The organism is Roseateles amylovorans (genome assembly GCF_025398155.2).
GTDB lineage: Bacteria > Pseudomonadota > Gammaproteobacteria > Burkholderiales > Burkholderiaceae_C > Roseateles > Roseateles amylovorans.
The window spans coordinates 1,370,809-1,397,706 of sequence record NZ_CP104562.2; the positions used below are offsets into that span (position 1 = coordinate 1,370,809).

The window sequence follows — 26,898 nt, forward strand, 5'->3', positions numbered from 1 at the left end:
GGCGAGGGTCAGTGAACGGCGGTGGTACGGCGGATGGCGTTGGTCGCCTGCTTGAAGGCGTCCAGCCCGATGCGGCGAACCGTGGCGATGAAGCGCTCGCCCGGCTGGCGCTCGCGCCGGTAGGTGGCGATCACCGCTTCGACCGCATCGGCGGCCTCGTCGGCAGCGAAGGACGGACCGATCACCTTGCCCGGGACCGCCGCGCCGGACAGCGTCGAACCGTCCGAGCCGCCCAGGGTGATCTGATACCACTCGGTGCCGTCCTTGTCGACCCCGAGCACGCCGATGTGACCGCTGTGGTGGTGGCCGCAGCTGTTGATGCAACCGCTGATGTGCAGGTCGATGTCGCCGATGTCCCAGAGCTCGTCCAGGTCCTGGAAGCGCTCGGTGATCTCGGCGGCCACCGGAATGGAACGGGCATTGGCCAGGGCGCAGAAGTCGCCGCCGGGGCAGACGATCATGTCGGTCAGCAGGCCGATGTTGGGCGTGGCGAAGCCTTCGGCCTTGGCCGCTTCATACAGCGCCGGCAGGTCGGCCTCACGCACCCAGGGCAGCAGCAGGTTCTGGTCATGGGAGACGCGCAGCTCGCCATGGCTGTAGCGGTCCGACAGGTCGGCGGCGGCATCCATCTGGGCGTCGGTGGCGTCACCGGGCGGCAGGCCCAGGCGCTTGAGCGAGAGGGTCACCGACCGATAGCCGCTCACCCGGTGCGCATGCACATTGCGCTCCAGCCAGCGGCGATAGGCGGGCGAGGCACCGGCGAAGATGTCCACCGAGGCGGTCGGCGTCACACCGGCCGGCTCGACGAAGCTCGCGGCCACGCGCGCCAGTTCGGCCGCGGGAATGATCTGCTCGTGGCTGCCAGTGTCGTCGCTCAGGATGGCCTGGTATTCGGCATTGACCGCATCGAAGAAGGCTTGGCCCTCGGCTTTCACCAGAATCTTGATGCGGGCCTTGTACATGTTGTCGCGCCGGCCGAAGCGGTTGTAGGTGCGCACGATCGCTTCGAGATAGAGCAGGATGTCCTGCCACGGCACGAAGGCATGAATCTCCTGACCGACGATCGGGGTGCGGCCCATGCCGCCGCCCACCAGCACCTGGAAGCCGACGTCACCGGCGTCGTTCTTGCGCAGTTGCAGGCCGATGTCATGCCAGCCGATGGCGGCCCGGTCTTCCTTCGCGCCGGAGATGGCAATCTTGAACTTGCGCGGCAGGAAGGCGAATTCGGGATGCAGCGTGCTCCACTGGCGCAGCACTTCGGCATAGGGTCGGGGGTCGACCAGCTCATCCGCAGCCACGCCGGCGGTCACGTCGGCGGTGATGTTGCGGATGCAGTTGCCGCTGGTCTGGATGCCATGCATGTCGACCTCGGCCAGCAGGTCCATCACGTCGGCCGATTGCGGCAGCGGGATCCAGTTGAACTGCAGGTTCTGGCGGGTGGTGAAGTGGCCATAGCCGCGGTCGTGCTCCCGGGCGATGCGGGCGAGCTGCCGCATCTGCCGCGCCGACAGCACGCCATACGGCACGGCGATGCGCAGCATCGGCGCATGGCGCTGGATGTACCAGCCGTTCTGCAGGCGCAGCGCCCGGAAATCGTCATCAGGCAACTGACCCGCCAGATGGCGTTCGAGCTGGTCGCGGAACTGCGCGGCGCGGGCGTGGACGAACTGGCGGTCGAAATCGGTATAGGCGTACATGGGTGTCAGCGGATGGCGACGGAGCGCCCGGTCTCGGAGGCCCGCCACCGCACGACGCGTGCGGCAATCGGTCCAGGGAAGCCCGGGAGTGGTGACTCTAAGAACGCTTTATATATATGGGAACTACAAAATCGTAGATTGCTTATTCTTGAATAAGCATATCAAGCACGCTGCAAAAGGAACTGAGACGGGCAGCAGCGTCCGGTCCGTGCGAAGGTCCACATCCGCTCACCGGCCGCTCGAGGCGGCAGCGCGGAGCCCATCGATCGTTCTACAGGCCCGCCCGGGCGCCGTCCAGCGCTGCGGCCTCGACCCTGAACACCTCAGGGCGCCCGATCAGGCGTCGCGGGCGAGCCGCTCCAAGGCGGCCAATTGGTCCACGATGCGCGGCGGGATAGGTTCATCGCCCGCCAGGATGGCGCGAATCAATGCGGCGTTCTCGGCGGGTTCGCAGGCCGGGGAGAGCGGCCAGTCCAGATCCTCGTTGACCGACGGCTGGAGATCGATGGCTTGCCCATCCGCGAAGCCTTGCAGATGGGCTTTGCGGCGCAGGTGCAGATAGGCCTCGCCTTCGCTGGCGCGCATCAGCAGGGCGCGTCCGCCGTCGGCGCTGAGCACCGGCAGGGCTTGGCCCATGCTGTCCACATATTCGGGATGGGTCACGGCCACCACCCGCACGCTGCGTCCGGGCAATGGGTCCATCAGCTTGGCCACGCTGTGGCTGCTGTTGCGCAGGCCCAGGCGAGGGCGCTCAGCCATCATCGCGTCCAGGCCCGGATTGAGCACGGCGGTGGGCAGGATGGCCAGCGGTTCGGGCGAGGCCAGTCGACGTGTCCCCTCAGCGGTATCCATGCTGACGGGCAGACCGAGCGCGGCGAACAGCTCGAAGGGGCTGATGCGGCTGTCGAAATCATGTCGACCATGGATCAGCACCGGCACACCGCGACGCGCCAGCAGCAGCGCCACCAGCGGCATCAGGTTGGCTTGCTTGCGGGCGCCGTTGAAGGTGGGCAGGACGACGGTGCGCGGTCCGTCGGCCGGCGCGGTGAGGCGCGCGGTGCGGGCCTGCATGGCGTCGACGAAGCCGAGCAACTCGTCCTGGCTTTCGCCCTTGATGCGCATCGCGATCAGGATCGCGCCGCGTTCCAGATCGGGCACCGTGCCGTCCAGCAGCGCGCCGAAGAGTTCCCGCGCTTGGTCGCGGGTCAAGTCGCGCGCGCCGCGAGCGCCGCGGCCGATTTCCTTGATGAGGGGGGCGTAGTCCATGGGCTGTCCGTCCGACCGGGTCGGCGGGCGCCGGGCCGTCGATCGGGTGCCGCATCTTAAGAGGCGGGTGCGGCGGGTGCGGCGGATCGGCGCGCGGCGCGCGGCGGCAGACGCTGTGCGTGAGTGGCCGGGGGGGGCGTCGGGCCGCCGTGGCGTCCGAGCAGGTTGACCGGTGCGGCCTACTCGGGCCGCTTCATCACGAACTTCTCGCCCAGTTCGAAGTAGTCCCCGGGGCCGCCGCCGCGCAGGATCAGCCCGGCGGCTGCGGTGTCGAACACGCCGTTTTTCAACAGGTGAGGGGCGATGTGCATGAGCACGACCTCACCCATGATCATCCAGGTGTCGACCGGCTGGTTCTCCGCCGATGTCAAGCGGATGATCTGGGATACCTTGCACTCGAACGCGACAGGGCTTTCGCCGACGCGCGGCGGTGCCACCTTGACTGAGGCGACCTCGGTCAGGTGCCCGAGCTGGAATTCATTGACGCCGTGCGGCACGGCCGCGCAGGTGGCATTCATGGCCTCGGCCAATTCGCGCGTCGCGAGGTTCCACACGAACTCCCCGGTCTCTTCGATGTTGCGCAGCGAATCCTTCCGTCCGATGCTGGAAAAGCCAATGATCGGCGGCGTGTAGTTCAGCGCGGTGAAGAAGCTGTACGGCGCCAGATTCACTTGGCCCGACTTGCTCTTCGTGGACATCCAGCCAATCGGACGGGGCCCGACGATGGCGTTGAACGGATTGTGCGCAAGGTTCGGCGAGGAGGGGTCGTAGGTGTGCATGCGTGGAGGGCGTGGGGGACTGCGCCGACTGCGTGCGTGGCGCCTGATGGCGGCAGTGTAGAGGCCACGATCGGGGTGCCAGCCACCGCGGGAATTGACCCTGTGGTGGGCCGGCCGCCCGGCGAGGACTCGCCCGCGGGGCATCCGACGATCCGCACGCCAGCTTGCGCCGCCTGCAACCAGCGCCTTGCACAACGCCTTCCGTCAGGCGGGCTGTGCCACCGGCTTCGCTGGAACAGGGCTCGCCACAGCAGTTCCAGGACGCCCCTGCGCGGCCGCGATCGGCTCCACGCCGGCCAAGCCCGCAGTCAGCCCGAGCTCATCGAACAAATCCTTCGGATCCCGCAGCGCCGGCACCAGCGCCAGATCCTGGCCCAGTCCCAGCGCCTGCGACTGGTCGCGCAGCCAACGCAGCGTGGCGAAGTCCTCCAGCGCGAATCCGACCGAGTCGAACACCGTCACTTCGTCGGCTTGGCGACGGGCGACGACTTCGCCACGCAGCACCCGCCACAGCTCAGTGACCGGGAAGTCCTCTGGCATCTGCTGCAGATCGCCTTCAATGCGCGACTGCGGCTCGTATTCCACGAACACCGTCGCCCGGGCCAGCACGTCGCGGTGCAGCTCGGTCTTGCCCGGGCAATCCCCGCCGACCGCATTCAAATGCATGCCCGGCTCGATCATGTCCGGCGTGATGATGGTCGCGTTGCGCTTGTCGGCCGTCACGGTGGTGACGATGTCGGCGCCGCGCACCGCCTCCGCCGTGCTGGCACAACGCACCAGGCGCAGGCCCGGCACGCGGCCGAGATGGCGGATCAGCTTCTCGGTGGCAGCGGTGTCGATGTCGTAGAGGCGGATCTCGTCGATGCCCAGCAGATGATGGAAGGCCAGCGCCTGGAACTCGCTCTGCGCGCCGTTGCCGATCAGGGCCATGCGTCGTGCATCCGGACGTGCCAGGTGTTGCGCAGCCAGCGCCGAGGTGGCGGCCGTGCGCAGCGCCGTGCTCAGGGTCAGCTCCGACAGCAGGGTCGGTGTGCCGGTGGCCACATCGGCGAGCACGCCGAAAGCCATCACCGTGGGCAGGCCCACGCGGTGGTTTTTGGGGTGACCGTTGACATACTTGAAGCTGTAGGAGGTGGCGTCGGCAATCGGCATCAGCTCGATCACGCCCTCGTCCGAATGGTTGGCGACGCGGGCGCTCTTGTCGAACTCCTGCCAGCGCCGGTAGTCCTCGGTGAGGTAGCGGGTCAGTTGCCGGAAGCTGTCGGCCAGGCCGTGGTGCTGGACGATGCGGGCGATGTCGCCGGTGGTGAGTAATCGGGTCATGGGCAGTGAGCCGCGAAGGCTGTGGTGGCGATGACCCGATTCTTCGCACTCGGCCTGTCAGCCGGAAGCCGCTGAAGTGCTCAATAATGCGAGCTTGTTTGACAGATCGGCAGCGTCGGCTGACGTTTTGCACAGCGATTCGGGTTAACCCGGGCGCTGGGCGCCCGTCCGCCCCAAAACGCGGCTTGCGATGTGGACACACTCGACCAGCAATTGATCGCCCTGCTGCGGCAGGATGCGCGCGCCAGCATCGCGACGCTGGCCCACAAGCTGAAGGTGTCGCGCGGCACGGTGACCAACCGGCTGACCAAGCTGGAGGACACCGGCCAGATCGTCGGCTACACGGTCCGCCTGCGGGCCGATGTGGCGCCCAAGCAGATCAGCGCCTGGATGAGCATTGCGGTGGAAGGCAACCGCACGCGGGAGGTGGTCGGCATTCTGCTCGGCGAGCCCGGCGTGGCGGGGCTGTTCGACACCAACGGACGCTGGGACCTGCTCGCTGAACTGCGGGCCGACAGCCTCAGCGAGTTGGCGGAGATCCTGGAACGTGTGCGGCTGATCAAGGGCATCGGTGCCACCGAAACCAGCATCCACCTGCAGACCTACAAGCTGGCCTGAGGTGCCGCAGTGCCGCGGTGCCGCTGTGCGTGTCAGCGTCCGGCGGCGGAGGCGGCCGTCGGGCCGTCGTCGTCCGGATCCTGCTTTTCCAGCGGATCGGGTACCAATTGGAACCGACCCTCGCGCAACTCCAGCCGCGTGCGCTGGACCACCGGTTGGATCGAGGCGCAGTCGCCCTCATTGAAGCGCAGCACGATTTCCACCCGCGGCCCCACGCCCGGGCTCAGCACGCTGACGCCCGACGACTGCGGCGCCGCACGCGCCCCGCAGGCCAGAGCGCCGAGCTTGTCCTCGAAGCCGAGATCGGCGGCCAGCTGGACCTCGCCGTTGCGCTCGATCACCAAGCGCTCGCTGCGGCTTTCGCGGCCGCGGTCGTTGTCGTAGCGGCGGCTGCGCAGGGTCCAGCGCTCATCGGCGATCTGCAGCAGTTGCAGGTCCTCGTCGCCTGACCCCGGCATGCCGGGCATCAGCAGCAGGCCGCGGGCGCGCAGCTTCCAGCGTCCCGCCTCATCGGCCGCCAGTACCGCAGCGCCCAGCGCCGGCACACAGGCGTCGCATCGGAACTGATCGCGCGGCCCGGGCGTGAGCTGGTAGACCAGCATCAGCTTGTCGACCTCGCCTTCGACATAGCGGGCGCGGAACACCTCGCGGATCTCGGCGCGCAAGGTGGTGGAGCGGCCACCGAAAAAGGCGGCGACACGTTCATCCCGCCAGGTCGCGCCGCCGTAGACCATCCGCATCGCGACATCGGCAGAGGGCGGTGACTCGATGGCCACCGGCACCTGCGACCAGGCTGACGGCGTCGGTCCACACATCAAAGCGAGGACTGCGACGCCTGCGACAGACGCGCTCGCCAGGGCGTTGCGCACGGACCCAGCGGTGCGCCGAAGCCATGGCCGCGCTGGTGCATGTGGCACCTCGGCAGACGACAGGGGCAGGCAAGTCAGAAGGGGCTCGATCATGGCGGCGCGCAGGAATGCGGTGGAGCAGAGCATCAAGTGACCCCGGCGGCGGGCGATGCGGCGCGCCGATCGGGTCGGTCGTCGCCGTGCAGCGCAGCGCGGCGGCAACAGGCGCGATCATCGCCGAGTCTGCATGCGGCTCGCCTGAGGAAGCGCCCTCGGCGGTGCGGCGTCTTGTGCGATCCGGATCCGCGATGGCCCTGCGGCGTCCGCATCGAGGCGCCGCGTGTACAGTGCCCTCCGCATGAGCCGTCCCGAGACCCATGCGCCGGTGATCCGCAGCCTGCTGGAAACCGACCTCTACAAGTTCACGATGTGGCAGGCGATGCTGCATCGCCATCCCCAGGCGCAAGCCGAATACCGCTTCGCCTGCCGCAACACGCCGCAGTACCCGCTGACCGAGCTGATGGACGATCTGTCGCGCGAGCTCGACCATCTGTGCGCGCTGAGCTTCAGCGCCGGCGAACTGGACTATCTGCGGGGCCTGCGCTTCATCAAGTCGGACTTCATCGACTTCCTGCGAATCTTCCGCTTCCAGCGTGACTTCATCGCCCTGCGCGCCGATGGCGATCGATTGGAGATCATCATCCGCGGCCCGCAGGTGCATGTGATGGGCTTCGAGATCTTCGTCCTGGCGATGGTCAACGAGCTGTACTTCCGCCGCTTCGATGCGGAGGCGGCGATCGAGGAGGGCCGACGCCGGCTCGCCCTGAAGATCGACTCGCTGCGCGTCTTTGCCCGCGACGAAGCGCCGCGGCGCCATCCCTTCCAGTTCTTCGATTTCGGCCTGCGCCGTCGCTTCTCCGGCGAGTGGCATCGGGAGGTGCTGGCCACCTTGAAGACCGAGCTGCCAGACGTGTTCCGCGGCACGTCGAATGTGCTGCTGGCGCGGGAGCTGGATCTGGTCCCGATCGGCACCATGGCCCATGAATACCTGCAGAGCTACCAGGCCACCGGTGTGCGGCTGCGGGACCACCAGAAGGCGGCGCTGGAGGACTGGGTGCAAGAGTACCGGGGCGACCTGGGCATTGCGCTGACCGATGTGATCGGCATGGACGCGTTCCTGGCCGATTTCGACCTGTATTTCGCCAAGCTCTTCGATGGTCTGCGCCATGACTCCGGCGATCCGGTCGAATGGGGCGAGAAAGCGCTGGCGCACTATGAGCAGTTGCGCATCGATGCGCACACCAAGCGTCTGGTGTTCTCCGATGCGCTCGACATGCCCAAGGCCCTGGCGCTGTACCGGCACTTCGCCGACCGCACCCAGCTCGGTTTCGGCATCGGCACCCAGCTGAGCAACGACATGGGCCTGCCGACCTTGAACATCGTGGTCAAGCTGACTCACGTCAACGGTCAACCGGTGGCCAAACTGTCGGACAGTCCCGGCAAGACCATGTGTGAAGACCAGACCTTCCTGGCCTACCTGCGCCAGGTCTTCAAGGTGCCGACGCCGGTGACGACCCCATTGACGACCCCGTTGGCGACCCCGTTGGCGACCCCGTTGGCGACCCCGTTGACGAACTGACCGTGGCGGTGAGCCGGTGCTGCACCGGCCCTGCGAGCAGCGGCGTGTGCCGCGCCGCCACCCAGTCCTCATGGCCGGCGCCGTAGTAGGGCGACATCGGGTGGCCGCTCTGTCCCCCAGGCATCGACAGCCAGGCCTGGTCTTCGCGGCCCGGTGACACCACCAGCCGCTGCGACTGGCCGAAGGCCGGCCCGGCGACATGCGGCAGGTTGGCATCGCCGCTTTGCGCCACCGAAGGCATGTCCAGCCAGGCCGACAGCGCCGGAATGGCCTTGGCCAGCACATGCTGGATGCGGCTGGCGTTCTGGCGCCCCCAGGTGGCCTGCGCGAGTGCGCCGTCGGGCGCGATGTCCTTGGCTGCGGCGGCGAGCTGCGCCAGCAGCAGCGCATTCCAGTCCGCAAACGCCGGCGGCAGCAGATGGGCGGGGCGGCTGTCCAGCGCTCTCACCACGCTGTACTCGAACTGGTTGCGCCAGCGGATGCGTTGCTTGGGATCGCGTTGTCGCTCGCCCAGGGCGGGGGTGGTCCAGGCGTCCCAGAGCAGATCCAACGTCCGCAGGCGGGCGGCCCGGACCAGCCGATAGGCCGCTTGATCGGCATCAGCGCGGCCGTTCCAGCCGGCCAGCAACTGGGCGACGGCGGCATGGTCCGCATGGGCGCGCGCCAGCGGCAGGAAACGGTCTCGCCATGTGCGCATGAAGCGCGCCTCATCGTCCAGATGAATTGCGCCGAGGCTGGCTTCATCGTGCTGGGGGCGCTCGGAGAGGCGATCCCGGATCTGCTGCGCGCGCGCACCCAGGTCGAAGCCGCCATCGCCCAGCAGCTCGCCCGCGTCGCCGCCCAGCTGCCGATGGTTGGCGGTCCACAGCTGACCCTGTTTGGGCGACAGGATCTGGGGCGACTGATCCGGCCGCAGCCAGGCATGCGTCATCTGGTCGGGCGATGTGAATCGGCCAAAGGACGCGCCGAGGCTCGGTTGCGACCAGAGCCGTCCGGCGATGGTCCAGCCGATCTGGCCGTCGCGGTCGGCCGCCAGCAGGTTCTGGTGCGGCATGCCGGCCCGTTGGGCGATGGCCAGTGCTTCGTGGACATGGCGGGCCTGCAGCATGTCGTCCAGCGCGAGGTTGTAGGCCTCGCCTTCATGCGCCATCCAGTGAAGAGCCAGGCGACGGGACCCGTCGTGCGCCGCGATCGGTGCGCCGTTGAACTCGCGAACCGTCAGGATCTGCGGCGCGTCGCCTTTGACCTCGATGGTCTCGTCATGGGCCACCACCGCGGCCTGGTCCGGCACCGGCACCCAGTCGAACCATTGGCCATAGGCATTGGTGAAGCCCCACGCGACCCGGCCGTTGCTGCCCACCACCAGCGCGGGCAAGCCAGGGAGGGTCACGCCGGCCGCGCGAAGCCGGTGGTCCGACGGCGAGGCGGGGGCGCCGCTGCCGTCGCGGTCCGCCGGGCCGATCTGGAACTGGGCGCGGAACCACAGACTGGGCACGCCCAGGCCGAGATGCATGTCGTCGGCCAGGATGGCGCCGCCGTGCACCGAGCGCGAGCCCGCCACCGCCCAGTTGTTGCTGCCGATGACCGGCGGCTCATCGCCGTGCCGGGGCGCTCCCTCCTCGCGGAACAATGCGCTGATGTTGGACGCGGTGTGAGTCAGCCGCTCCGGGCGCTCCAGCCGCCGCGCCGTCCCTTCGGTGAGGCTGGCACCGGCGGTCGGCGTGGGGGTGGGCGGGCGGCGCAGATCGAACTGGTCGGCGGTGGGCATGGGCGGCTCGGACAGCGTGCTGCCGTCCAGCGGTGCGTCCCAGTGTCCGCCGCGGGGGCTGAGCCAGTTGAACAGGGTGTCGCCCGCCCGCTCTCGCAGCAGGGCGCGCTCCAATCCGGCCTCCATGCTGCCGCCCTGCAGCATGAAGTACATCTCGCTGATCACCAGCAGCGAGTCGATCGGCGTCCAGTCCTTCGGCTGCGCGCGCAGCAGCAGGTATTGCCAGGGGCGCACCGGCAGCGCATGCAGTCCTGCGTTGACGCCGTCGCAGTAGGCGGTGAGCAGCGCGCGGTCTTGCGCGCTCATGCCGGCGTAGCGGTCGGTCAGACGGGCGCGCAGTCGATGGATCCGGCGTTCCCGATCGCGCTCCAGCGCCTTGATGCCGAATAGCGCGGACAGCTCGCCGGCGGCGGACCGGCGGGTCAGGTCCATCTCGAAGAAGCGCTCCTGCGCATGGGCGAAGCCCAGGCCGCGGGCCACGTCCAGGCGATCCGCGCCGTCGATCAGGACGGTTCCACGCGCATCGCGGCTGAGGCTCAATGGTGCGCGCAGCCCGGGCAGGGCGATGTCGCCATCCAGTTGCGGTCGGCTGGCACGGACCGCCGTCCAGGCCAGCGCCAGGAGCAGGAGCAGCAGGAGCAATAGTGCGAGCAGGCTGCGCACGGTCCAACGCAGGAGGGCGCGCCATCGATTCATAGGGCGTGGAGCTTTCAATGGGAAGAGGGCAAGAAGCGACCGACCGGTACCGGCCATTCGCCATTGGCGATTGGCGATTGGCAACAGGGTGGGGCTGGGGCTGCAGCGGGCGAATTGTGGAGTCGCTCGCTGCGGAGATGATGCGGCGTTTCCCTATGGCGACCCTCGACGCATCGCAGGGACCGGTGTTGCGAACCGCCCAGAAAAAAGCCCGGCATTGCCGGGCTGTGTGGGTTCGATTGGAGGGTTCAGATGATGAAATAGCCGCCGTCGTAAATGACCTTGATGCTGTCGTTTCCGGCCGTGACGCCCGCGAAGCGAAGGTCGAAAGCCGCTTTATATCCGGTGCCTTGCAGATTGACTTGGAGCGAATTGTCTACTTCGACATACAGATAATCCGCCTTGTTGGCATCGCTGGCTGCGGAGAGAACCTGACTGAGATCCAGAACATCGCCCTCTGCGGCGTTGAATCCGGAAATATTCAGAGTCGAGGTGTCCGTTTCCTTGGACGTGAGCACATCCTGTGTCACGATAAACCGGTTTGCGCCGCCATCGCCCGCAAAGTTATAAACGTCCACCATCCCGTTGGTCAATTCAGTGGCAGCAACGCCCTTGACCTCCGACGTGATGCGTTCGAATTGGAAGGTATTGACCGCGCTGTCTTTGCCTTCGGTGCTCGTCTGGATGACCTGAACCGATTTCAAGCCATCGTCCGGGCCGAACTCGGTGGTGGCAATCTGATGATTGGATCCGCCGACCTTCCAGGTCGTGCCCTTATCCACGCTGTACTTCCAGGTGGTATCGGCCTGCAGACCGGCGATGAGCAGGGTGCCGTCGTTGGTGATGCGGTCGGTGGCGTCGGGGCCGGAGTCGGTTTTCAGGGTGACGCCAGGGCGGAGGTTTTCTTTGTCGAGGATGAAGTCGTAGGAGATCGTCGCAGCAAGGAGTTTATATTGAATGGTGCGGTTGCCATTCTCGCCTGGAATATCTTGCGCGGTTAGCGCCCAGGCTCTTGACCCTGGATTGGCGGGAAAGGCCAACCATGACGTTCCATTGTCCAGTGAATATTCCCCCTGCCACGTGTAGCCTCGAATTGTTTCAAGCTTCCCGCCATTGGTGAGTATCCCGTTTCCGCCGAGGCCTCCCAAGATTTCCATGCCGCCAAGAAAGGCTAAATCGACTTGGCCTGCATTTCCGGCTCGATCAATCTGTTGATAGGCAGTGTTGCCTTTCAGTGTGGCGGTTGCCTGTGAACCATCTCTGACGTCAGTCGCAGAGTAATCAGAGGTATACCAGTATTGCCAGTGGCCACCCTCTTCTAGGTTTGTTGCTTTAATGATTGAATCAAATTGATTGGGGCCCAGGTACTTTGCAGTGATAGTGATATCCAACAAGGCAGGAGGTTTAGTGTCCAGCTCAAAGCTGAACTCGGTCGTCTCACTCGGGATTGATGCCCTGTCGAACTGACGCATCAAGACCTTCTTGACGCCATCGCTCCCAAATGCGGAGGAGGCGATGCGATCCCCCTCGCCATCCATCCACGACTGGCCGGCATCAAGGCTGTATTGCCAACGAGCCCCCTCTTCGAGGCCAGTGATTTGAAGCGTGCCGTCGTTCGTGTATTTGTCGGTGCTGCTGGTGCCGGAGTCATTCACCAGCGCAGCGGAGAGCGCCCCAGGTTTGGGCAGCGGTGCCGGTGTTGGGGTGCCAGGATCGGGGGTGTGGCCGGCGCCGTCGCCCGGGTCGGGCGTTGGGTCACTGGGGGCGCCAGGCGTAGGCCCAGGAGTCGGCTCAGGAGTTGGCTCAGGAGTTGGCTCAGGAGTTGGCTCCGGGTTGCCGGGCTGCGGAATGCCAGGCTGCGGCTCCGGTGTGCCAGGACCCGGCCTGGGTTGCTCGGGCGCGGGAACTTGGGGTTCGCCCGGCCGGCCAAGGTCTGGCGTGTTTGAGCTGCCGGAACTGCCGCCACTGCTGGCCACGGCAGCCATCAGGCCCACAGCGCCCAATGCGCCTGCGGCGATCAGGGTGGGCGAGCCAGCGAATGCCGCCATCGAGACAGAGGACGCAGCGCCGACAGAGCTCAGTTGTTCCGATGTTGTTGGCGTGGTGGAGTCCGTGGACGCGCTGCCCACCGCTTCTTCAGTCAACCCATCCGAGTCGCTCGGGACAGACGCATCCAGGGCGGTGTGCGCGTCGCCGGTCGTGTCAGCGACGGCGGAACCTTGCGTCTCATCCATCCCGGATTGCGCCAGTTCTTCCGCTTCTTGATCGAGCGAGCGCTTGGCTCGCCCCTGGAGCTTGGCGGCCGTCAAGGGCGCCATCGCGGGCCGCGGGGAAGTCAGATCAGCCATGTGTCAGGACCTTCGGTATCGGTTTGAAAAGGCGCTCAGTCTCTGGAAACTTGGTCTGCTCGCCACTAGCCGATTCCTGCTGAAAGCTTGGTGCTGACTCCCTTAAGGGCAGACGGTGGATCACGCAGGCATGTCAGGCGGGCTGCACTGAAAGGCAAATGGCCCCTCTGTTTGAGTTATGTTGTTCAAGGCACCGACTGAGCAACCTTCGGTAGCCCGGCGAGGGATCCCTAGAATGCGCGCCATGTCCCTGAAGCCCTCCCCATCGCTCGCGCCCGCCCTCTCCACGTCCGAAGCCGGCCGCGTCGATCCGGGCCGGCGCCGTTGGCTCGCCGGCGCCGCGGCGCTGAGCGCCGTCGCCCTGTCGGCCTGCTCGGTGGTGACCCCGACGATCCCCGTCACGCCCCCGGTCACGCCGCCGCCCGAACCGGACCTGCCGACCCCAATCACGCCCAAGCCCGTGCCCAAGCCGCCTCGCATCGGCCTGGCCCTGGGCGGCGGCGCCGCGCGCGGCTTCGCCCACATCGGCGTGATCCAGGTGCTGGAAGAGAACGGCATCAAGGTGGATCTGGTGTGCGGCACCTCGGCGGGCAGTCTGGTCGGTGCGCTGTATGCCGCCGGCCGGACCGGCAAGGAGTTGCAGACGGTCGCCGAAGGCATGGACGAGGGCGCCATCACCGATTGGACCTTCCCGATGCGCGGCCTCATCCGCGGCGAAGCGCTGGCGCGGTATGTCCGTCAGATGACCGGCCATCGCAATCTGGAGCAACTGCCGCTGCCGCTGGGCATCGTGGCCACCGATCTGGGCGATGGTTCGCCCATCCTGTTCCGCCAAGGCGATGTGGGCACCGCAGTGCGTGCGTCCAGTGCGGTGCCGGCGCTGTTCCAGCCGGTGAAGATCGGCAACCGCGAGTATGTGGACGGCGGTCTGGTGGCGCCGGTGCCGGTTCGATTTGCCAAGCAGATGGGCGCCGAACTGGTGATCGCCGTCGACATCGGCGAGCCGCCCGATCCCAAGGTGCCGGGTGACGCGATGCGCATGCTCATGCAGACCTTCTCCATCATGGGCAAGTCGATCAACCAGTACGAGCTTCAGGGCGCGGACGTGGTCTTGCGTCCCAAGCTCGATGGCTTCAGCGGTGCCGACTTCAGCACCCGCCGGCGCGCCATCGCCCTGGGCCGTGAGGTCGCCACGGCGATGCTGCCGTCGATCCGGCAGAAGATCGCGGCCAAGACGCGCTGAGGGCTTCGCGGCGCCGCTGTCGGGACGATTGATGGGCTTCGACTCGCCCGGCGGGGCCTTTGCGGGCGGTCATGCGGTGATCGCGCGATGACGCGATCCCTCCACCGCGCGCAAAGGCTTAAAGCCGTTCGCCGCGAGCGGATGCTTCGATCAGCTTGTTCAAGCGCGCGGTCTGTGTCTCGGTCTTCTTGGCGCTGAGGATGTGCCAGATGCTGGTGCGCTGGTAACCGTCCGGCTGCTGCTGGAAGAAGGCCCAGGCCTCGGGATGGTGGCGGAACGCGACCTCCTGGGCGGGCGTCAGCTCGATCTGGTCCTTCTGCTGCTCATGCGAATACACCCGTGACTTATGCGCCAGCCGGGCTTCGAAGGCCGCCAGGCCGGCGGCAGTCATTCGACCCTCCTTGGTGAGCGCTTCGACGCGGCCGATGTTGATGGCGCTCCAGATCGAGCCCGCCCGGCGAGGGGTGAAGCGGATCTTGTAGGACTTGTCGTCGATGCGGGTGCGGACACCGTCGATCCAGCCGTGGCACAGGGCTTCGTCCACCGACTCGGGCCAGTCCAGGCTGGGCAGGCCGCTGCCGCGCTTGCGAAAGCCCACCACCAGCTCGGTGGCGGTGGCGGCATGCTGGTCCAGCCAGGCGCGGAACTCGGCGGCGGTCTCGAAAAAGGTGGGGGTGCGGGCAGCCATGACCTGCGAGTATGCCGTCGCCGGTGCCTGATTCTGCGACAGGGCGGCCGTCAGGCGACCTTGAACACCGACACCACGTCCTCCAGCCGCTTCGCCTGCTCCCGCAGGGAGGTGGCGGCCGCACTCGATTCTTCGACCAGCGCGGCATTCTGCTGCGTCATCTGGTCCAGCTGCGCCACCGCCTGGTTGACCTGACCGATGCCGTTGCTCTGCTCGGTGGAAGCGGCTGCGATCTCGCCCATCAGATCGGTCACGCGGCGCACGCCGGAGACGATGTCGTCCATGGCGTGCCCGGCTTGCGCCACGTCCACCGTGCCGGCTTGCACCGTTTCGACCGATCGGGTGATCAGATTCTTGATTTCCTTGGCAGCTTCCGCGCTGCGCTGCGCCAGCGACCGGACCTCACTGGCGACCACCGCAAAACCACGGCCCTGCTCACCGGCGCGTGCAGCTTCCACCGCCGCGTTCAGCGCCAGGATGTTGGTCTGGAAGGCGATGCCGTCAATGGTGCCGATGATGTCGGAAATGCGTTGTGACGCTGAGCTGATGTCCCCCATCCGCGCCACGACCTGACCCACGACACGACCCCCACGGGTCGCGGCTTCCGCCGCACTGCCGGCCAACTGGTTGGCCTGGCGCGCGGTGTCGGAGGACTGCGCCAAGGCGCCAGTCAACTCTTCCATGCTGGAGGCGGCTTCCTCCAGGTTGGAGGCGGTCTGTTCCGTTCGCGCCGACAAGTCCTCGTTGCCGATGGCAATCTGGGACGACGCGCTGGACACCGACACCACCCCCTCGCGCACCTCGGCGACGACCGCCTTGAGCTGGGTGACCATGCGCAGCAAGGCTTGCTGCAACTGTGCCACCTCGTCGCTGCCGCGAGGGCGCAGGGTCTGGGTGAGATCGCCGATCGCCACCGCTTCTGCCAGTCGAACCGAGGCACGGAGCGGGCGGGTGATCCGCCGCGTGATCACCGCGGCGAACACGGTGCCCAAGGCCATCGCGAGGATGGTGATGGCGACCACCTCCCAACGGCTGGTGGCATAGATGCGGTCTCCCAATTCATTGGCCGCCTGAGCACTGGCGCTGTTCAGCTCCACCAGTTCCTCCAGTGCCTTGCCCAAGGCTTCATAGCGAGGCAATCCGTCCACTGTCAGCATCTTGCGCGCCTGGCCCTCGTCGCCGGCCTGCGCGGTCTGCATCATCCGGGTACTGAGTTCCAGGTAGGTGGCCCACAGCGCGCGCACATCCTTGAGTTTGGCGGCCTCGTCGGACGAACTCACCAAGGTCTCGTAGCGCTTGAGTTGTTCCTCGACGGCTTGGCGCGACTGATCGATCTTCGCCGCGTCCGCCTTGCGCGCCTCGCCGTCGTCCAACATGAAGCGATATTCACGGGTGCGGTAGCGGGTCACCGTCAAATTGATCAATTGCACTTGCCGCACCGAGGGGAGCCAGTGGGCCGCCAACTCGTTGGCGGTGTGGTCGACCCGGCTGAGCTGGACCAGAGACAGTACACCCAGCCCGGCGGTGATCATCAAGACGATCGCGAAGGCGAGGCCGAGCTTGGCCCCGACGGACAGACGGTCGAGCACGGACATGAGGACTCCAGGAGATCGAAGGAATCGACACGCGTCAGTGCGACTGAGCTGCGGGGCATGTCGTTTGCCCAGATTGTCAGGTGCTTAGGCGTCTGCTAATCGCCCACTTGGTCCAGGGTTCGGGAGTATTTAACGTGGGTCGAGCGGTGGGTTAACGTACGCCGACGCTAAATCCGGAATGATGGGAAAACGCTTTGGAACAGTCACCCAACAAGGACCGTCCGACCCCGCGGCTGCGACGCGGCCCGGCGGAGATGGCCGCCCTGAAACGCGACATGCTGGAGCGGGCGCGCGCGATCTACCGTGACGAAGGGGTGGAAGCGCTGAGCATGCGTCGTCTGGCGCAGGAGCTGGGCATTTCCACCATGGCGATCTACAGCTACTTCGCCAACAAGCAGGCCTTGCTGGATGGCCTGTGGATCGAAGTCTTCGAAGCGCTGACCGATGAGCTGCTGGAGGCCGGCAATGGCCAGCGCGGTCCCCGGGAGGTGCTGCAAGCCCATCTGCTGTGCTTCTTCGATTTCTGGGAACGCCATCCGGAGCAGTTCCGGATGATCTACATGTCCCAGAGCAGTGCGTCGCTGACGCAGGTCGGCGAGGCCCAGCAACCCATCTACACCCGGCTGCTGGGCCTGATCCACGAGCGGGTGGCCGCGTGCGCGCCTGCAGGGCATGTACCGGAAGAGGGTGAGGTCCGGGCGATGACCGACCTCATGAGCGCCAAAACCATGGGCTACCTGCTGCTGGTGGTGGGGCTGCCGCGTTATCCCCTGCACGATCGTGAGGCATTGCGCGACCGGATCGTGCAGGGCGTGCTCCGCGATGTGGCGCACGGGGTGAGCGCGTCCGTGAACTGAGCGGCTGGGGGCGGCTCCGATAGCCGCTGTTGCAGCGTGGCGCTGTCAGGTCGGCGCCGTCACTTCGGCGGTGAAGGCCGCGGCGTTTTGCCCGCCTGATCCTCCCAAGCGCCGCGTACCGGCAAAAAAAAGCCCAGCATTCGCTGGGCTTGAAGGGCACTTGGGAAGCCTAGCTTCCTTGGGTACCGAGGAGACAACCGGTGCAGTGACCTGTCAGGCTGCCGCGCGTTTCGGCGCGCGTGCCGTCTGGCTGGTCTTCAACGCCGTGGTGGTCACGGTGTTGACATTGTTCTCAACGATCTCGCTGGCTTGCTTGACAGCCTTTTGCATGCTCTCGTAAGCGTTGTTGGCCGCGGCGACCGCCGACTTCACCAATGCAACAGCATTTTCCGTGCCAGCAGGTGCGTTCTTGGTCGCGTTCTCGACGACCGAGCCGAACTTGTCTTGCGCATCAGCGACCTGCGCCTCAGCCAGCTTGGTGAATTCCGAGGTGGTGGCGGTGGTGATGTCGTAGACGTGGCGGCTGTAGGCCACGGCCTTTTCAGCGGACGGCTGCAGCAGCGAGGCTTGCAAGGCCATCAGTTCCTGGGCGTCCTTGATGGACAGCACGGTCTGGGCGGTTTCAGCCGCTTCGCTCAGGGCGGTGCGGGCGACTTGCAGGTTCAGTTCGACCAGCTTCTCGACGCCTTCGAAAGCCTTGCTCGTCAGGCCGAACAGGGCGTTCAGCTGGGTCTTCTGGGCGGCGATCAGTTGTTCTGGGGTCAGCATGCGAAATCTCCTAGATGGATTCAATTCAGTCTCTCAGCCCGGTGATACGGCAGGCTGATGGCCGGTATTGCGAGTGCTTGAACACCCTTGAGCGGACCCTTGCGTGACCCCTCTTGGTGTTTGCTGCGCTGCAACATGAAACCAAGTATAGGACCCGCTTGAAGGATTGCAAGCTCTTTTTGCTGCGGCGCAGCAAAGCCCGTAGGTGCCTGAAATCATTGGATTTATGACCGGTCGTGGGCGGCGCCGGTGGCCTGGGTTGTCTGGCGTTGTCTGTGCCCGTGCCCCACCCGGGGAAGGTCCACTGGCGCAATCGACCGAAGCGCCCTGGGAGAGGTGAAGCATCCATCGCGTTTGCTCCGGATCGTGAGGCGACGCCCACTCGAGGCGTCAACCCCGGGTAAGGTGGCGACCATGCGTGCGTTCCACTACGACCATCTGACGCTGGCGCTGCCGCCCGGCCACCGCTTCCCCCAGTCCAAATACCAGTTGCTCCGTGAGCGGCTGGAGCGCGACCCCGGCCTGCTGCGCCTGCAAGTGGCGCAACCGGCGGATACCGACGTGCTGGCGCTGGTGCACACGCCGGACTACATCGACGCCGTCCTGCACGGCACCCTGAGCCCGGCCGCCCAGCGCGAAATCGGCTTCCCTTGGGCGCCCAGCCTGCTGCGACGTTCGCTGTTCTCGGTCGGCGCCACCATCGACGCCGCCCGCGCTGCACTGGAAGAGGGCGTGGCCGCCAGCTTGGCGGGCGGTACGCACCATGCGTATGCAGACAAGGGCAGCGGCTTCTGCGTGTTCAATGATGTGGCGGTCGCCGCGCGCGTGATGCAGGCGGCGCATCACCGCGCCAGGCGTGCGCCAGCAGCTTTGGCGCCCATGCATGGTCCGGCGGGGCTGGGCGTGCTGGTGATCGACCTGGATGTCCATCAAGGCAACGGCACCGCCAGCATCTTCGCGGAGGACGAGACCGTCTTCACCCTGTCGCTGCACGGCGAAAAAAACTTCCCATTCCGCAAGGAACGCAGCGACCTGGATGTCGGCCTGCCGGATGGCTGCGGTGACGAGGCCTACCTCCGCGCGCTCGACGATGCGATGGCAGAGGTCTGGCGCCGCCTGGACGGCCGCATGCCCGGTCTCGCCTTCTACCTGGCCGGTGCCGATCCGCATGAAGGCGACCGGCTTGGCCGCTTGAAGTTGACCGCGGATGGGCTGTTGCAACGAGACCGTCGGGTGCTGGAGGCGCTCTTCGATCGACACATCCCGGTGGCCCTCAGCATGGCCGGCGGTTATGGCGAAGACCTGTCGGTGACAGTCGACATCCAGCAGCGGACCTTGGAGGCGGCGGCGCAAGCCTGGGGTCGATGGCGTGATCGACAAACGCAGGCCGGCACCGCCGCCGGCCTGTCGACGACGGGCTGAGCGCCAGGTTCAGGCCCCCTCCTCACGATGCGACGTTCCTGAGCGACCGCCAGGCCTACACCGGCGCGGATCCAATCCGCACGATGGCTGACTCATGGGCTCCCAGACACTTCCAGGAGCTGCCATGTATGCCTTGTCTTCGTCGGCACAGCCATTGACCCCTCCGCCCGACGAGTCGGCTGAGCACTGCCAAGCGGCGATGTCGCCGGCCTTGTCTCGACGATCCACGGCACCGCCACCCGTGACCGTCGAGTCGTTGGCCAACGTGACGCCGACCTATCGCGGCGAGCCGGTTCAGATGCCGCCATCGCCCCGCCTCACTGCGGCGGTGCTCAACCTTGAATCGCGGCAACCACTGGATCGGGCGTCGGGTCTGGTGGCGAGGTATGCCTATGTCCAGGAAGGCACGCTGTGCGTGGTGGAGGCTGACGGCGCCGGGCATGTCACCCATCAGCGCGGATCGTTCGTGGCGGATACCGGCCAGTTGGCCTGGGCTGGGACCGATGGCGCGCAACTGCTGCTGATCGATCATCGGGATCCCGCCACCCAGGCGCTGCCTGCGGACCGCGGCAGCCGGCCAGGCGCCCGGCTGCTCTGGGACGCCGTCGGCAGCTACAACGGCGATCCGTTGCGCATGCCCGCGCAGCCGAGGGTGCTCGCGGCGCATTACACGGTCGAGCCGGCAGCGAAATTGCCGGTGCATATGCATCCTGCGCCCCGTTATGGCCAGATGCTGTCCGGCCAGTTGGAGATTACCGACGTCGACACCGGCCGCGTCCGCCGATTCGAAGCGGGCGAGCTCATTGTCGAGATGCAGAACCGTTGGCATTCAGCGGTCAACGTCGGCAGTGAGCCCGTGCGCCTGCTGGTGATCGACCACGTAGCTCAGGATGCCGATCACAACACCGTCATGTGGCACAGTTGCCTGGATGGGGGCCACCCGCCCGCTAAGCCTGCACAGTCAGGCGCGACATCCGACTGATCCCCAGGGCTGCCGCACCGCCTCGCTGCGCGGCGAGCGTCACGGGCGCGCACCGCGCCTTGCCAGTTGCGCAGGCGACAGCGACGGATTCCTTCCAATGAAAGAATCCGCGCCATGACCGCCGAACGCCCGACACCCGAGCCGCGCAGCGCCTTCGCCCACTTCATCCCGGTGCCGACCCGCTGGATGGACAACGACCTCTACGGCCATCTCAACAACGTCGTCTACTACAGCCTCTTCGATACGGCGGTGAATCGCTACCTGATCGAGCAGGGCGCACTGGACCTGCACCAGGGCGCGGTCATCGGACTGGTGGTGGAGACGCACTGCAACTTCTTTGCGTCGCTGGCATTTCCACAGGCGGTCGAGGCCGGCTTGCGCGTCAGCCGGCGGGGCCGCTCCAGCGTGCGTTACGAGATCGGCCTCTTCGCTGCGGGCGAGCCGCTGTGCGCGGCGCGCGGTCACTTTGTCCATGTGTATGTGGACCGACAATCGCGGCGTCCTGTCGATGCACTGCCCGAGGCCTACCTGACCGCACTGGTCGCACTGGAGATGACATGAGCCTGCCCGATCCCTTTCTGGTCCCCACCGATGCGCAGACGGCCGCTGTCGAGGCGGCCATTCAGACGCGCCACTCGATGCGCGCCTTCCTGCCCACCCCGGTGCCGCGGGACCTGATCGAGCGCGTGCTGGAGGTGGCGGCGCGCGCGCCCTCGGGCACCAACACCCAGCCCTGGCAGGTCCACGTGCTCACCGGGGACGCCAAGGACCGCCTCGCCGATCGCATCCAGGCCTGCTACGACGACCCCGAGGCCCTGGCGACCCACAGCGAGGAATACCACTACTACCCGCGCGAATGGGTCTCGCCCTACATCGACCGCCGTCGCAAGGTGGGCTGGGATCTGTACGGCCTGCTGGGCATCACCAAGACGGACAAGCTGCGCATGCACGAGCAGCATGGCCGCAACTACCGCTTCTTCGATGCGCCGGTCGGCCTGATGTTCACCATCGACCGCGTCATGCGTCAAGGCAGTTGGCTGGACTACGGCATGTTCCTGCAGAACATCATGATTGCCGCCCGGGCCCACGGCCTGCACACCTGCCCCCAGGCCGCCTTCACCCAATTCCATCGCCTGATCGCCGAAGACCTGGGATTGGGACCGGAGCAGATGCTGGTCTGCGGCATGTCGCTCGGCTATGCCGATCCGCAGGCGGTGGAGAACACCTTGGTCACCGAGCGCGAACCGGTGAGCGGCTTCACCCGATTCATCGAATAGATTCCTCGATTGCAGGAATGAGGTGGGCGATCCTCGTTCCGCAGGCCGCCGTCGCGGGGACCGCGGTCGGACCTGCTTCCCCCACAATGTGCCGGACCCTCCGGCCCGCCGAGACGGGTCGGCCCCGGGGTTCGACGGACACCGACTCGCCCACAGTCGCCGCCCGTCCACGCATGCCATGTCGCGGCATTGCCGCCCGCCAGGCCGATCCCGCTCGCCGCGATCCGCGCGAGGGGTGACGCGGGCGGGGCCATGCGCGAAGTCATCGCGGGTCTCGTCGATCTGATGCCGACAAGGAGACCGAGATGAGCACGAGCACCCCCCCCACGTCCCAGGCTGCCGCCGGCCGGCCCAAGGTCCTGGTGGCCCGCAAGACCTTCGACGACATCGTCGATCGGCTGCGGCCCCATTTCGAGGTGGAGTCCAACGACACCGATCTCCCCTGGCCCCAGGACGAACTGATCCGCCGTCTGCAAGGCAAGGCCGGCGTCTACATCAGCGGCAGCGACAAGATCGACGTCAAGCTGCTGGATGCCTGTCCAGACCTGCGGGTGGTCTGCACCATGGCCGTGGGCTACAACAACATCGATGTGGCCGCCTGCAGCGAACGCGGTGTGCTGGTCACCAATGCCCCCGATGTCCTGACCGAAACTACCGCCGATTTCGGCTTCGCGCTGATGATGGCCACTGCGCGCCGCATCACCGAGAGCGAACACTTCCTGCGGGCCGGACGGTGGCAGCACTGGTCGGTGACCCTGTTCGCCGGGGCGGACATCCATGGCGCCACGCTGGGCGTGCTGGGCATGGGACGCATCGGTGCCGCCATCGCGCGGCGTGGTCACCTGGGGTTCGGCATGCCGGTGATCTATCACAACCGCAGTCGCCTGCCGGCCGACCAGGAAGGCCCGCTGGGCGCCCAATGGGTCGAGAAGGACGAGTTGCTGCGCCGGGCCGACCATCTGGTGATCGTGGTGCCCTACAGCGCCTCCTCGCACCACCTCATCGGGCAGCGTGAACTCCGCCTGATGAAGCCCACCGCGACGCTGGTCAACATCGCCCGCGGCGGTGTGGTGGACGACGCCGCCCTGGCCGCCGAGCTCAAGGCCGGCACCATCGCAGCGGCGGGCCTGGACGTGTTCGAAGGCGAGCCGACCGTGCATCCCGCGCTGCTCGACTGCGAGAACGTGGTGCTGACGCCGCACATCGCCAGCGCGACCGTCGCCACCCGCCGTGCCATGAGCGCGTTGGCGGTGGACAACCTCATCCTGGCGCTCACCGGCGGGACGGCCAAGACGCCGTTGAATGCGGGGCAGCTCCGGGCGAGGTGAGGGCTGGGGCGGGTCTGGGCGGCGCGGGTGAGCGTCTCCCGTCCTTCCTCGACCGAGCGGGACCGCCGCAGCCGGCAGCCCTCTGCGCTCAGACGCTACGCATTCGCTCCGAGGGCCGCCGGCTGCAGCGGTCCGTTTTGGTTTTGGCGACGCGTGTTCTCGTTGATGTTGCGCGGCTTGCGGTGCTGGGCTTGAGTCGTGGTCGCAGTCTCCCGTCCTGCCTCGACCGAGCGTGACCGCCGCAGCCGGCAGCCCTCTGCGCTCAGACGCTACGCATTCGCTCCGAGGGCCGCCAGCTGCAGCGGTCCGTTGCGGTTTTGGCGCCGCGTGTTCTCGTTGATGTTGCGCGGCTTGCGGTGCTGGGCTTGAGTCGTGGTCGCAGTCTCCCGTCCTGCCTCGACCGAGCGTGACCGCCGCAGCCGGCAGCCCTCTGCGCTCAGACGCTACGCATTCGCTCCGAGGGCCGCCGGCTGCAGCGCTCCGTTTTGGTTTTGGCGACGCGTGTTCTCGTTGATGTGGCGCGGCTTGCGGTGTTGGGCTTGAGTCGTGGTCGCAGTCTCCCGTCCTGCCTCGACCGAGCGTGACCGCCGCAGCCGGCAGCCCTCTGCGCTCAGACGCTACGCATTCGCTCCGAGGGCCGCCGGCTGCAGCGGTCCGATGCGTTTGGGCGTTGTGGTGTTGTGGTGTTTTGGCGTTTCGGTGTTTCGGCGTTTCGGCGTTTTGGGGTTCCGGAGGTGTGGGTGGTGGGTGGGTCGGTGGCAGGGCGGGGTGTTCGGCGTCGCCGAGTTGCGCACGAGGGACGGGCAGGGCGGGAGACAATCCCGGCATGACATTCGCCGAACTGCTGAGCCTGGGCCTGTCGGTCCTGATCGTGATCCTGCTGTTGCTCGTGCTGCTGACCCAGCGGCGTCAAGCCGGCGCCGGCACCCAGGAAGAGCCGTTGGCACCCTTGATCCAGCAGTCCGGCGAGCGCCTGGAGCGCGGCCTGCGCGATGAGTTGAGTCGCGTGAATGCCGGCCTGCGCGAGGAAATGATCCGCGCCAACAGCAGCCTGCGCCAGGAAACGCTGGCCACGCTGACCCAGTTCCAGCAGGCGCTGCTGGCCCAAGGCGGCGATGTGGCCCGCACCCAGAACGAGCAGATCGACAGCTTCCGCGTCCAGCTCGCCGCACTTCAGCAGGCCCTGGCCCAGCAGGCCGCCACCGCGCGCGAGGCGCAGGACGCCGCCGGCGCACGTCTGGCCAGCCTGCTGACCGAGCAGATGCAGTCACTCGCCCAGCGCAACGAGGTCGGCCTGGCCGAGACGCGGCGCACCGTCGAAGCCCGTCTGCAATCGATCCAGCAGGACAACGAGAAGAAGCTCGAGCAAATGCGCGCCACCGTGGACGAGAAGCTGCACGCGACGCTCGAGCATCGATTGGGCGAAAGCTTCAAGCAGGTCGCCGAACGGCTGGAACAGGTCTATCGCGGTTTGGGTGAAATGCAGACCCTGGCCCGCGACGTCGGTTCGCTCAACCGGGTGCTCACCAATGTGAAGACCCGTGGCATCTTCGGCGAAGTGCAATTGGCCGGCCTGCTGGAACAGGTGTTCACGCCGGAGCAGTACGCCTCCAACGTCGAGACCTTGCCCGGCAGCGGCGCCCGGGTGGAGTTCGCCCTCAAGCTGCCCGGCCAGCGCGCGGATGGCCAGCCGCTCTGGCTGCCCATCGATGCCAAATTCCCCCGCGAAGACTACGAACGCCTGATCGAGGCGCAAGAGCGCGCCGATGCGCCCGCCGCCGAGCTGTCCGCCCGCGCCATCGAGACCCGACTGCGCCTGGAAGCCAAGACCATCCGCGAAAAGTACCTCGGCCCGCCGCACACCACCGACTTCGCGCTGCTGTTCCTGCCCACCGAAGGCTTGTATGCCGAAGCGCTTCGTCGGCCCGGCCTGTCCGAATCGCTGCAGCGTGAACACAAGGTGATGCTGGTCGGCCCGACCACGCTCCTGGCCACGCTCTCCAGCCTGCAGATGGGCTTCCGCACGCTGGCACTCGAAAAGCGTTCCGCCGAGGTCTGGGAAGTGCTTTCCGCCGTCAAGACCGAATTCGGCAAGTTCGGCGACGTGCTGGCCAAGACCAAGAAAAAGCTCGAGGAAGCCAGCAACACCATCGACGCCGCCGAAGTGCGCACCCGCGCCATGACCCGCCGCCTGAAGACGGTGGAGGCCTTGCCTGAAGACCAGATGTCGCGCGTGCTGCAACTCGGCCAAGCCGCCGACGATGAGGGCCTGGCAGGATGAGCGCCCATGGGCCCGTCACCCCCTCGCCATCGGCCCCTGTGCCCGGGCAAGGTGATGACGAGCCCGTGATCGTGGCCGCCACGTCGGCGTCAGAGGTCGACTTGGCGCCGGCATCGGCCCAGCCGATCGCGTCAGCCGCCGCACCCGCAGCATCTGTCGCATCGGCATCGGCATCGGCATCGGCATCGGCCGCGTACGCCTCCGAGGCCGCGGTGCCGTCCGCCGCCCACGAACCGCCCCCCAATCTGCGCAGTGCCTTTCCCGCAGTCATTGCCACGTTGGTGGCGGTGCATGCCTGCATGGCAACGACCCGGGTCGCGGCCAGTCTCTGGGTGCTGAGCCGGGGCTACGGCGAGTGGACCGTGGGCGTATTGCTGAGCCTGTTTGCAGTCGCGCCAATCGGCTTGTCGCTCTGGGCGGGTCGTCTGGCGGATCGCTTCGGCTTCCATCGGCCGGTGGGCATCGGGGTGCTGATGGCCTTTGCCGGTGCGGCGCTCTCCCTGCTGGCGCTTCCCTCCCAATCGGTGTGGCTGATGGGCTTGGGTTGTCTGCTGTGCGGCGGGGCGATTTCGGTGGCCGCTGTGGCCATCCAGCGAGAGGCCGGTCTGTTGGCGGCTGATCCGTCCCAGCTCAAGCGCGTGTTCAGCTGGGTGGCCCTGGGGCCGGCGTTGTCCAACGCGTTGGCACCGGTCATGGCGGGCATCCTGATCGACATCGCCGGCTACTGGGCGGCGTTTTCGCTGGCGGTGGTGCTTCCGCTGGTCGCCTGGGCGGTGGCGCTACGGGTGCCGCGTCATCCCCCGCGAGAGCGCCCAACGTCCGTCAAGGCGCGTCCGGCCTGGGACCTCCTGCGCGACCCCGCGCTGCGCCATCTGCTGGTGGTGAACATCGTGCTGTCCGCCTGTTGGGATGCGCACAGCTTCGTGGTGCCGGTGGTGGGCCATGCCAAGGGCCTGTCGGCCTCCAGCATCGGCCTAGTGCTGGGCAGTTTCGCCGCCGCCGCGACCGTGGTTCGCCTGGCCATCGTCCGCTGGTCCCATCACCTCGACGAGGTCAAGGCCCTGCGCGCGGCCATGACCGCCGCGACCCTGATCCTGATGGTCTACGCCTGGCTGCCCGGTACCCCAGGGTTGATGATCGGCTCGGCCATCCTCGGCATTGCGCTCGGCTCGGTCCAGCCGATGGTGCTGGCCACCCTGCACCAGGTCACGCCGGTGGATCGGCATGGACAGGCGCTCGGCCTGCGCATGCTGGCCACCAATGGCGCCACCGTCGCCATGCCGCTGGGGTTCGGCGCGCTGGCCAGCGTGAGCGCCGCGGCCGCGCCGCTGTGGCTGATGGCCGGCTTGCTCCTGTTCGCGCAGTGGCCTGCCAAGCAGATCGCCGCACTGCGGCAAAAGCCGTAGGGCACGGACTCGGGCGAGGCGCTGAAACGGCGCTCGCCGGACCGTCCCGCCGTGGCCCGGGCTCGCCGC

The 26,898-nt window shown here is 67.0% G+C and carries 21 protein-coding genes; 11 read left to right on the forward strand and 10 right to left on the reverse strand.

Annotated features, from left to right (window positions below):
• Window positions 1-8: 8 nt before the first annotated feature.
• From N4261_RS05925 to ocd, 4 genes are all read right to left on the reverse strand, one after another.
• Window positions 9-1,697, reverse strand: a complete 1,689-nt coding sequence (locus tag N4261_RS05925; RefSeq protein WP_261759282.1) for a nitrite/sulfite reductase — start codon at window positions 1,695-1,697, stop codon at window positions 9-11.
• Window positions 1,698-2,033: 336 nt separating this feature from the next.
• The gene (gene ybiB / locus N4261_RS05930) at window positions 2,034-2,963 is read right to left on the reverse strand and encodes a DNA-binding protein YbiB (RefSeq protein ID WP_261759283.1); all 930 of its coding nucleotides are present in this window, start codon (window positions 2,961-2,963) and stop codon (window positions 2,034-2,036) included.
• 179 nt (window positions 2,964-3,142) lie between these two features.
• The gene (locus N4261_RS05935; RefSeq protein WP_261759284.1) at window positions 3,143-3,742 is read right to left on the reverse strand and encodes a flavin reductase family protein; all 600 of its coding nucleotides are present in this window, start codon (window positions 3,740-3,742) and stop codon (window positions 3,143-3,145) included.
• Window positions 3,743-3,946: 204 nt separating this feature from the next.
• A complete protein-coding gene (gene ocd / locus N4261_RS05940; protein WP_261759285.1) occupies window positions 3,947-5,065 on the reverse strand; it encodes an ornithine cyclodeaminase in 1,119 nt (372 codons plus the stop codon).
• A gap of 192 nt (window positions 5,066-5,257) precedes the next feature.
• On the opposite strand from ocd, the gene N4261_RS05945 reads away from it, so the two are divergent.
• Window positions 5,258-5,683: an Lrp/AsnC family transcriptional regulator gene (locus tag N4261_RS05945; RefSeq protein WP_261759286.1), complete on the forward strand. Its 426-nt coding sequence runs from the start codon at window positions 5,258-5,260 to the stop codon at window positions 5,681-5,683.
• A 32-nt stretch (window positions 5,684-5,715) separates the two neighbouring features.
• Here N4261_RS05945 and N4261_RS05950 read toward each other — a convergent pair whose 3' ends face one another.
• Window positions 5,716-6,498, reverse strand: a complete 783-nt coding sequence (locus N4261_RS05950) for a hypothetical protein (RefSeq protein WP_261759287.1) — start codon at window positions 6,496-6,498, stop codon at window positions 5,716-5,718.
• Window positions 6,499-6,889: 391 nt separating this feature from the next.
• Between N4261_RS05950 and pncB the strand changes: the two genes are divergently transcribed.
• Window positions 6,890-8,170 (forward strand): nicotinate phosphoribosyltransferase, encoded by a 1,281-nt coding sequence (gene pncB / locus N4261_RS05955; protein ID WP_261759288.1) that lies wholly within the window; start codon window positions 6,890-6,892, stop codon window positions 8,168-8,170.
• Here the strand turns inward: pncB and N4261_RS05960 are convergent.
• A complete protein-coding gene (locus N4261_RS05960) occupies window positions 8,082-10,634 on the reverse strand; it encodes a penicillin acylase family protein (RefSeq protein ID WP_261759289.1) in 2,553 nt (850 codons plus the stop codon). The two genes, pncB and N4261_RS05960, sit on opposite strands and share 89 nt — an antisense overlap.
• Window positions 10,635-10,882: 248 nt before the next feature.
• On the reverse strand, window positions 10,883-12,943 hold the full coding sequence (locus N4261_RS05965) for a type I secretion C-terminal target domain-containing protein (protein WP_261759290.1): 2,061 nt from the start codon (window positions 12,941-12,943) through the stop codon (window positions 10,883-10,885).
• 283 nt (window positions 12,944-13,226) lie between these two features.
• Here N4261_RS05965 and N4261_RS05970 point away from each other — a divergent pair, with 283 nt between their 5' ends.
• Complete coding sequence (locus N4261_RS05970; RefSeq protein ID WP_354005401.1) at window positions 13,227-14,225, forward strand: patatin-like phospholipase family protein; 999 nt, start codon at window positions 13,227-13,229, stop codon at window positions 14,223-14,225.
• 118 nt (window positions 14,226-14,343) lie between these two features.
• Here N4261_RS05970 and N4261_RS05975 read toward each other — a convergent pair whose 3' ends face one another.
• Entirely contained in the window at window positions 14,344-14,913 is a 570-nt protein-coding gene (locus N4261_RS05975; protein WP_261759291.1) for a YdeI/OmpD-associated family protein, read from the reverse strand.
• Window positions 14,914-14,963: 50 nt separating this feature from the next.
• Window positions 14,964-16,508, reverse strand: a complete 1,545-nt coding sequence (locus tag N4261_RS05980) for a methyl-accepting chemotaxis protein (RefSeq protein WP_261759292.1) — start codon at window positions 16,506-16,508, stop codon at window positions 14,964-14,966.
• Between the two features lie 194 nt (window positions 16,509-16,702).
• Between N4261_RS05980 and N4261_RS05985 the strand changes: the two genes are divergently transcribed.
• Window positions 16,703-17,365, forward strand: a complete 663-nt coding sequence (locus N4261_RS05985) for a TetR/AcrR family transcriptional regulator (RefSeq protein WP_261759293.1) — start codon at window positions 16,703-16,705, stop codon at window positions 17,363-17,365.
• Window positions 17,366-17,578: 213 nt separating this feature from the next.
• Here N4261_RS05985 and N4261_RS05990 read toward each other — a convergent pair whose 3' ends face one another.
• Complete coding sequence (locus N4261_RS05990) at window positions 17,579-18,133, reverse strand: phasin family protein (RefSeq protein WP_261759294.1); 555 nt, start codon at window positions 18,131-18,133, stop codon at window positions 17,579-17,581.
• Between the two features lie 414 nt (window positions 18,134-18,547).
• Here N4261_RS05990 and N4261_RS05995 point away from each other — a divergent pair, with 414 nt between their 5' ends.
• The 7 genes from N4261_RS05995 to N4261_RS06025 all read left to right on the forward strand — a co-directional run bounded on the left by N4261_RS05995 (window position 18,548) and on the right by N4261_RS06025 (window position 26,829).
• The gene (locus N4261_RS05995; RefSeq protein WP_261759295.1) at window positions 18,548-19,555 is read left to right on the forward strand and encodes a histone deacetylase family protein; all 1,008 of its coding nucleotides are present in this window, start codon (window positions 18,548-18,550) and stop codon (window positions 19,553-19,555) included.
• A gap of 124 nt (window positions 19,556-19,679) precedes the next feature.
• Window positions 19,680-20,537 carry a cupin domain-containing protein gene (locus N4261_RS06000; RefSeq protein ID WP_261759296.1) on the forward strand — a complete coding sequence of 286 codons (858 nt, stop codon included), beginning with the start codon at window positions 19,680-19,682 and terminating at the stop codon, window positions 20,535-20,537.
• Between the two features lie 114 nt (window positions 20,538-20,651).
• Window positions 20,652-21,098 (forward strand): acyl-CoA thioesterase, encoded by a 447-nt coding sequence (locus tag N4261_RS06005; RefSeq protein ID WP_261759297.1) that lies wholly within the window; start codon window positions 20,652-20,654, stop codon window positions 21,096-21,098.
• Window positions 21,095-21,814 (forward strand): nitroreductase, encoded by a 720-nt coding sequence (locus tag N4261_RS06010; protein WP_261759298.1) that lies wholly within the window; start codon window positions 21,095-21,097, stop codon window positions 21,812-21,814. Before N4261_RS06005 ends, N4261_RS06010 begins: the two co-directional genes overlap by 4 nt.
• 305 nt (window positions 21,815-22,119) lie before the next feature.
• Complete coding sequence (locus N4261_RS06015; protein WP_261759299.1) at window positions 22,120-23,142, forward strand: 2-hydroxyacid dehydrogenase; 1,023 nt, start codon at window positions 22,120-22,122, stop codon at window positions 23,140-23,142.
• Window positions 23,143-23,968: 826 nt separating this feature from the next.
• Entirely contained in the window at window positions 23,969-25,423 is a 1,455-nt protein-coding gene (locus tag N4261_RS06020) for a DNA recombination protein RmuC (RefSeq protein WP_261759300.1), read from the forward strand.
• 71 nt (window positions 25,424-25,494) lie between these two features.
• Entirely contained in the window at window positions 25,495-26,829 is a 1,335-nt protein-coding gene (locus N4261_RS06025) for an MFS transporter (protein WP_261759301.1), read from the forward strand.
• Window positions 26,830-26,898: the final 69 nt, after the last annotated feature.

Bases quoted from the DNA above. Each gene is read 5' to 3' on its own strand.
- N4261_RS05925 (WP_261759282.1), bottom strand. From the start codon at position 1,697: ATGTACGCCTATACCGATTTCGACCGCCAGTTCGTCCACGCCCGCGCC.
- ybiB (WP_261759283.1), bottom strand. From the start codon at position 2,963: ATGGACTACGCCCCCCTCATCAAGGAAATCGGCCGCGGCGCTCGCGGC.
- N4261_RS05935 (WP_261759284.1), bottom strand. From the start codon at position 3,742: ATGCACACCTACGACCCCTCCTCGCCGAACCTTGCGCACAATCCGTTC.
- ocd (WP_261759285.1), bottom strand. From the start codon at position 5,065: ATGACCCGATTACTCACCACCGGCGACATCGCCCGCATCGTCCAGCAC.
- N4261_RS05950 (WP_261759287.1), bottom strand. From the start codon at position 6,498: ATGTGTGGACCGACGCCGTCAGCCTGGTCGCAGGTGCCGGTGGCCATC.
- pncB (WP_261759288.1), top strand. From the start codon at position 6,890: ATGAGCCGTCCCGAGACCCATGCGCCGGTGATCCGCAGCCTGCTGGAA.
- N4261_RS05960 (WP_261759289.1), bottom strand. From the start codon at position 10,634: ATGAATCGATGGCGCGCCCTCCTGCGTTGGACCGTGCGCAGCCTGCTC.
- N4261_RS05970 (WP_354005401.1), top strand. From the start codon at position 13,227: ATGTCCCTGAAGCCCTCCCCATCGCTCGCGCCCGCCCTCTCCACGTCC.
- N4261_RS05975 (WP_261759291.1), bottom strand. From the start codon at position 14,913: ATGGCTGCCCGCACCCCCACCTTTTTCGAGACCGCCGCCGAGTTCCGC.
- N4261_RS05980 (WP_261759292.1), bottom strand. From the start codon at position 16,508: ATGTCCGTGCTCGACCGTCTGTCCGTCGGGGCCAAGCTCGGCCTCGCC.
- N4261_RS05990 (WP_261759294.1), bottom strand. From the start codon at position 18,133: ATGCTGACCCCAGAACAACTGATCGCCGCCCAGAAGACCCAGCTGAAC.
- N4261_RS05995 (WP_261759295.1), top strand. From the start codon at position 18,548: ATGCGTGCGTTCCACTACGACCATCTGACGCTGGCGCTGCCGCCCGGC.
- N4261_RS06000 (WP_261759296.1), top strand. From the start codon at position 19,680: ATGTATGCCTTGTCTTCGTCGGCACAGCCATTGACCCCTCCGCCCGAC.
- N4261_RS06005 (WP_261759297.1), top strand. From the start codon at position 20,652: ATGACCGCCGAACGCCCGACACCCGAGCCGCGCAGCGCCTTCGCCCAC.
- N4261_RS06010 (WP_261759298.1), top strand. From the start codon at position 21,095: ATGAGCCTGCCCGATCCCTTTCTGGTCCCCACCGATGCGCAGACGGCC.
- N4261_RS06015 (WP_261759299.1), top strand. From the start codon at position 22,120: ATGAGCACGAGCACCCCCCCCACGTCCCAGGCTGCCGCCGGCCGGCCC.
- N4261_RS06020 (WP_261759300.1), top strand. From the start codon at position 23,969: ATGACATTCGCCGAACTGCTGAGCCTGGGCCTGTCGGTCCTGATCGTG.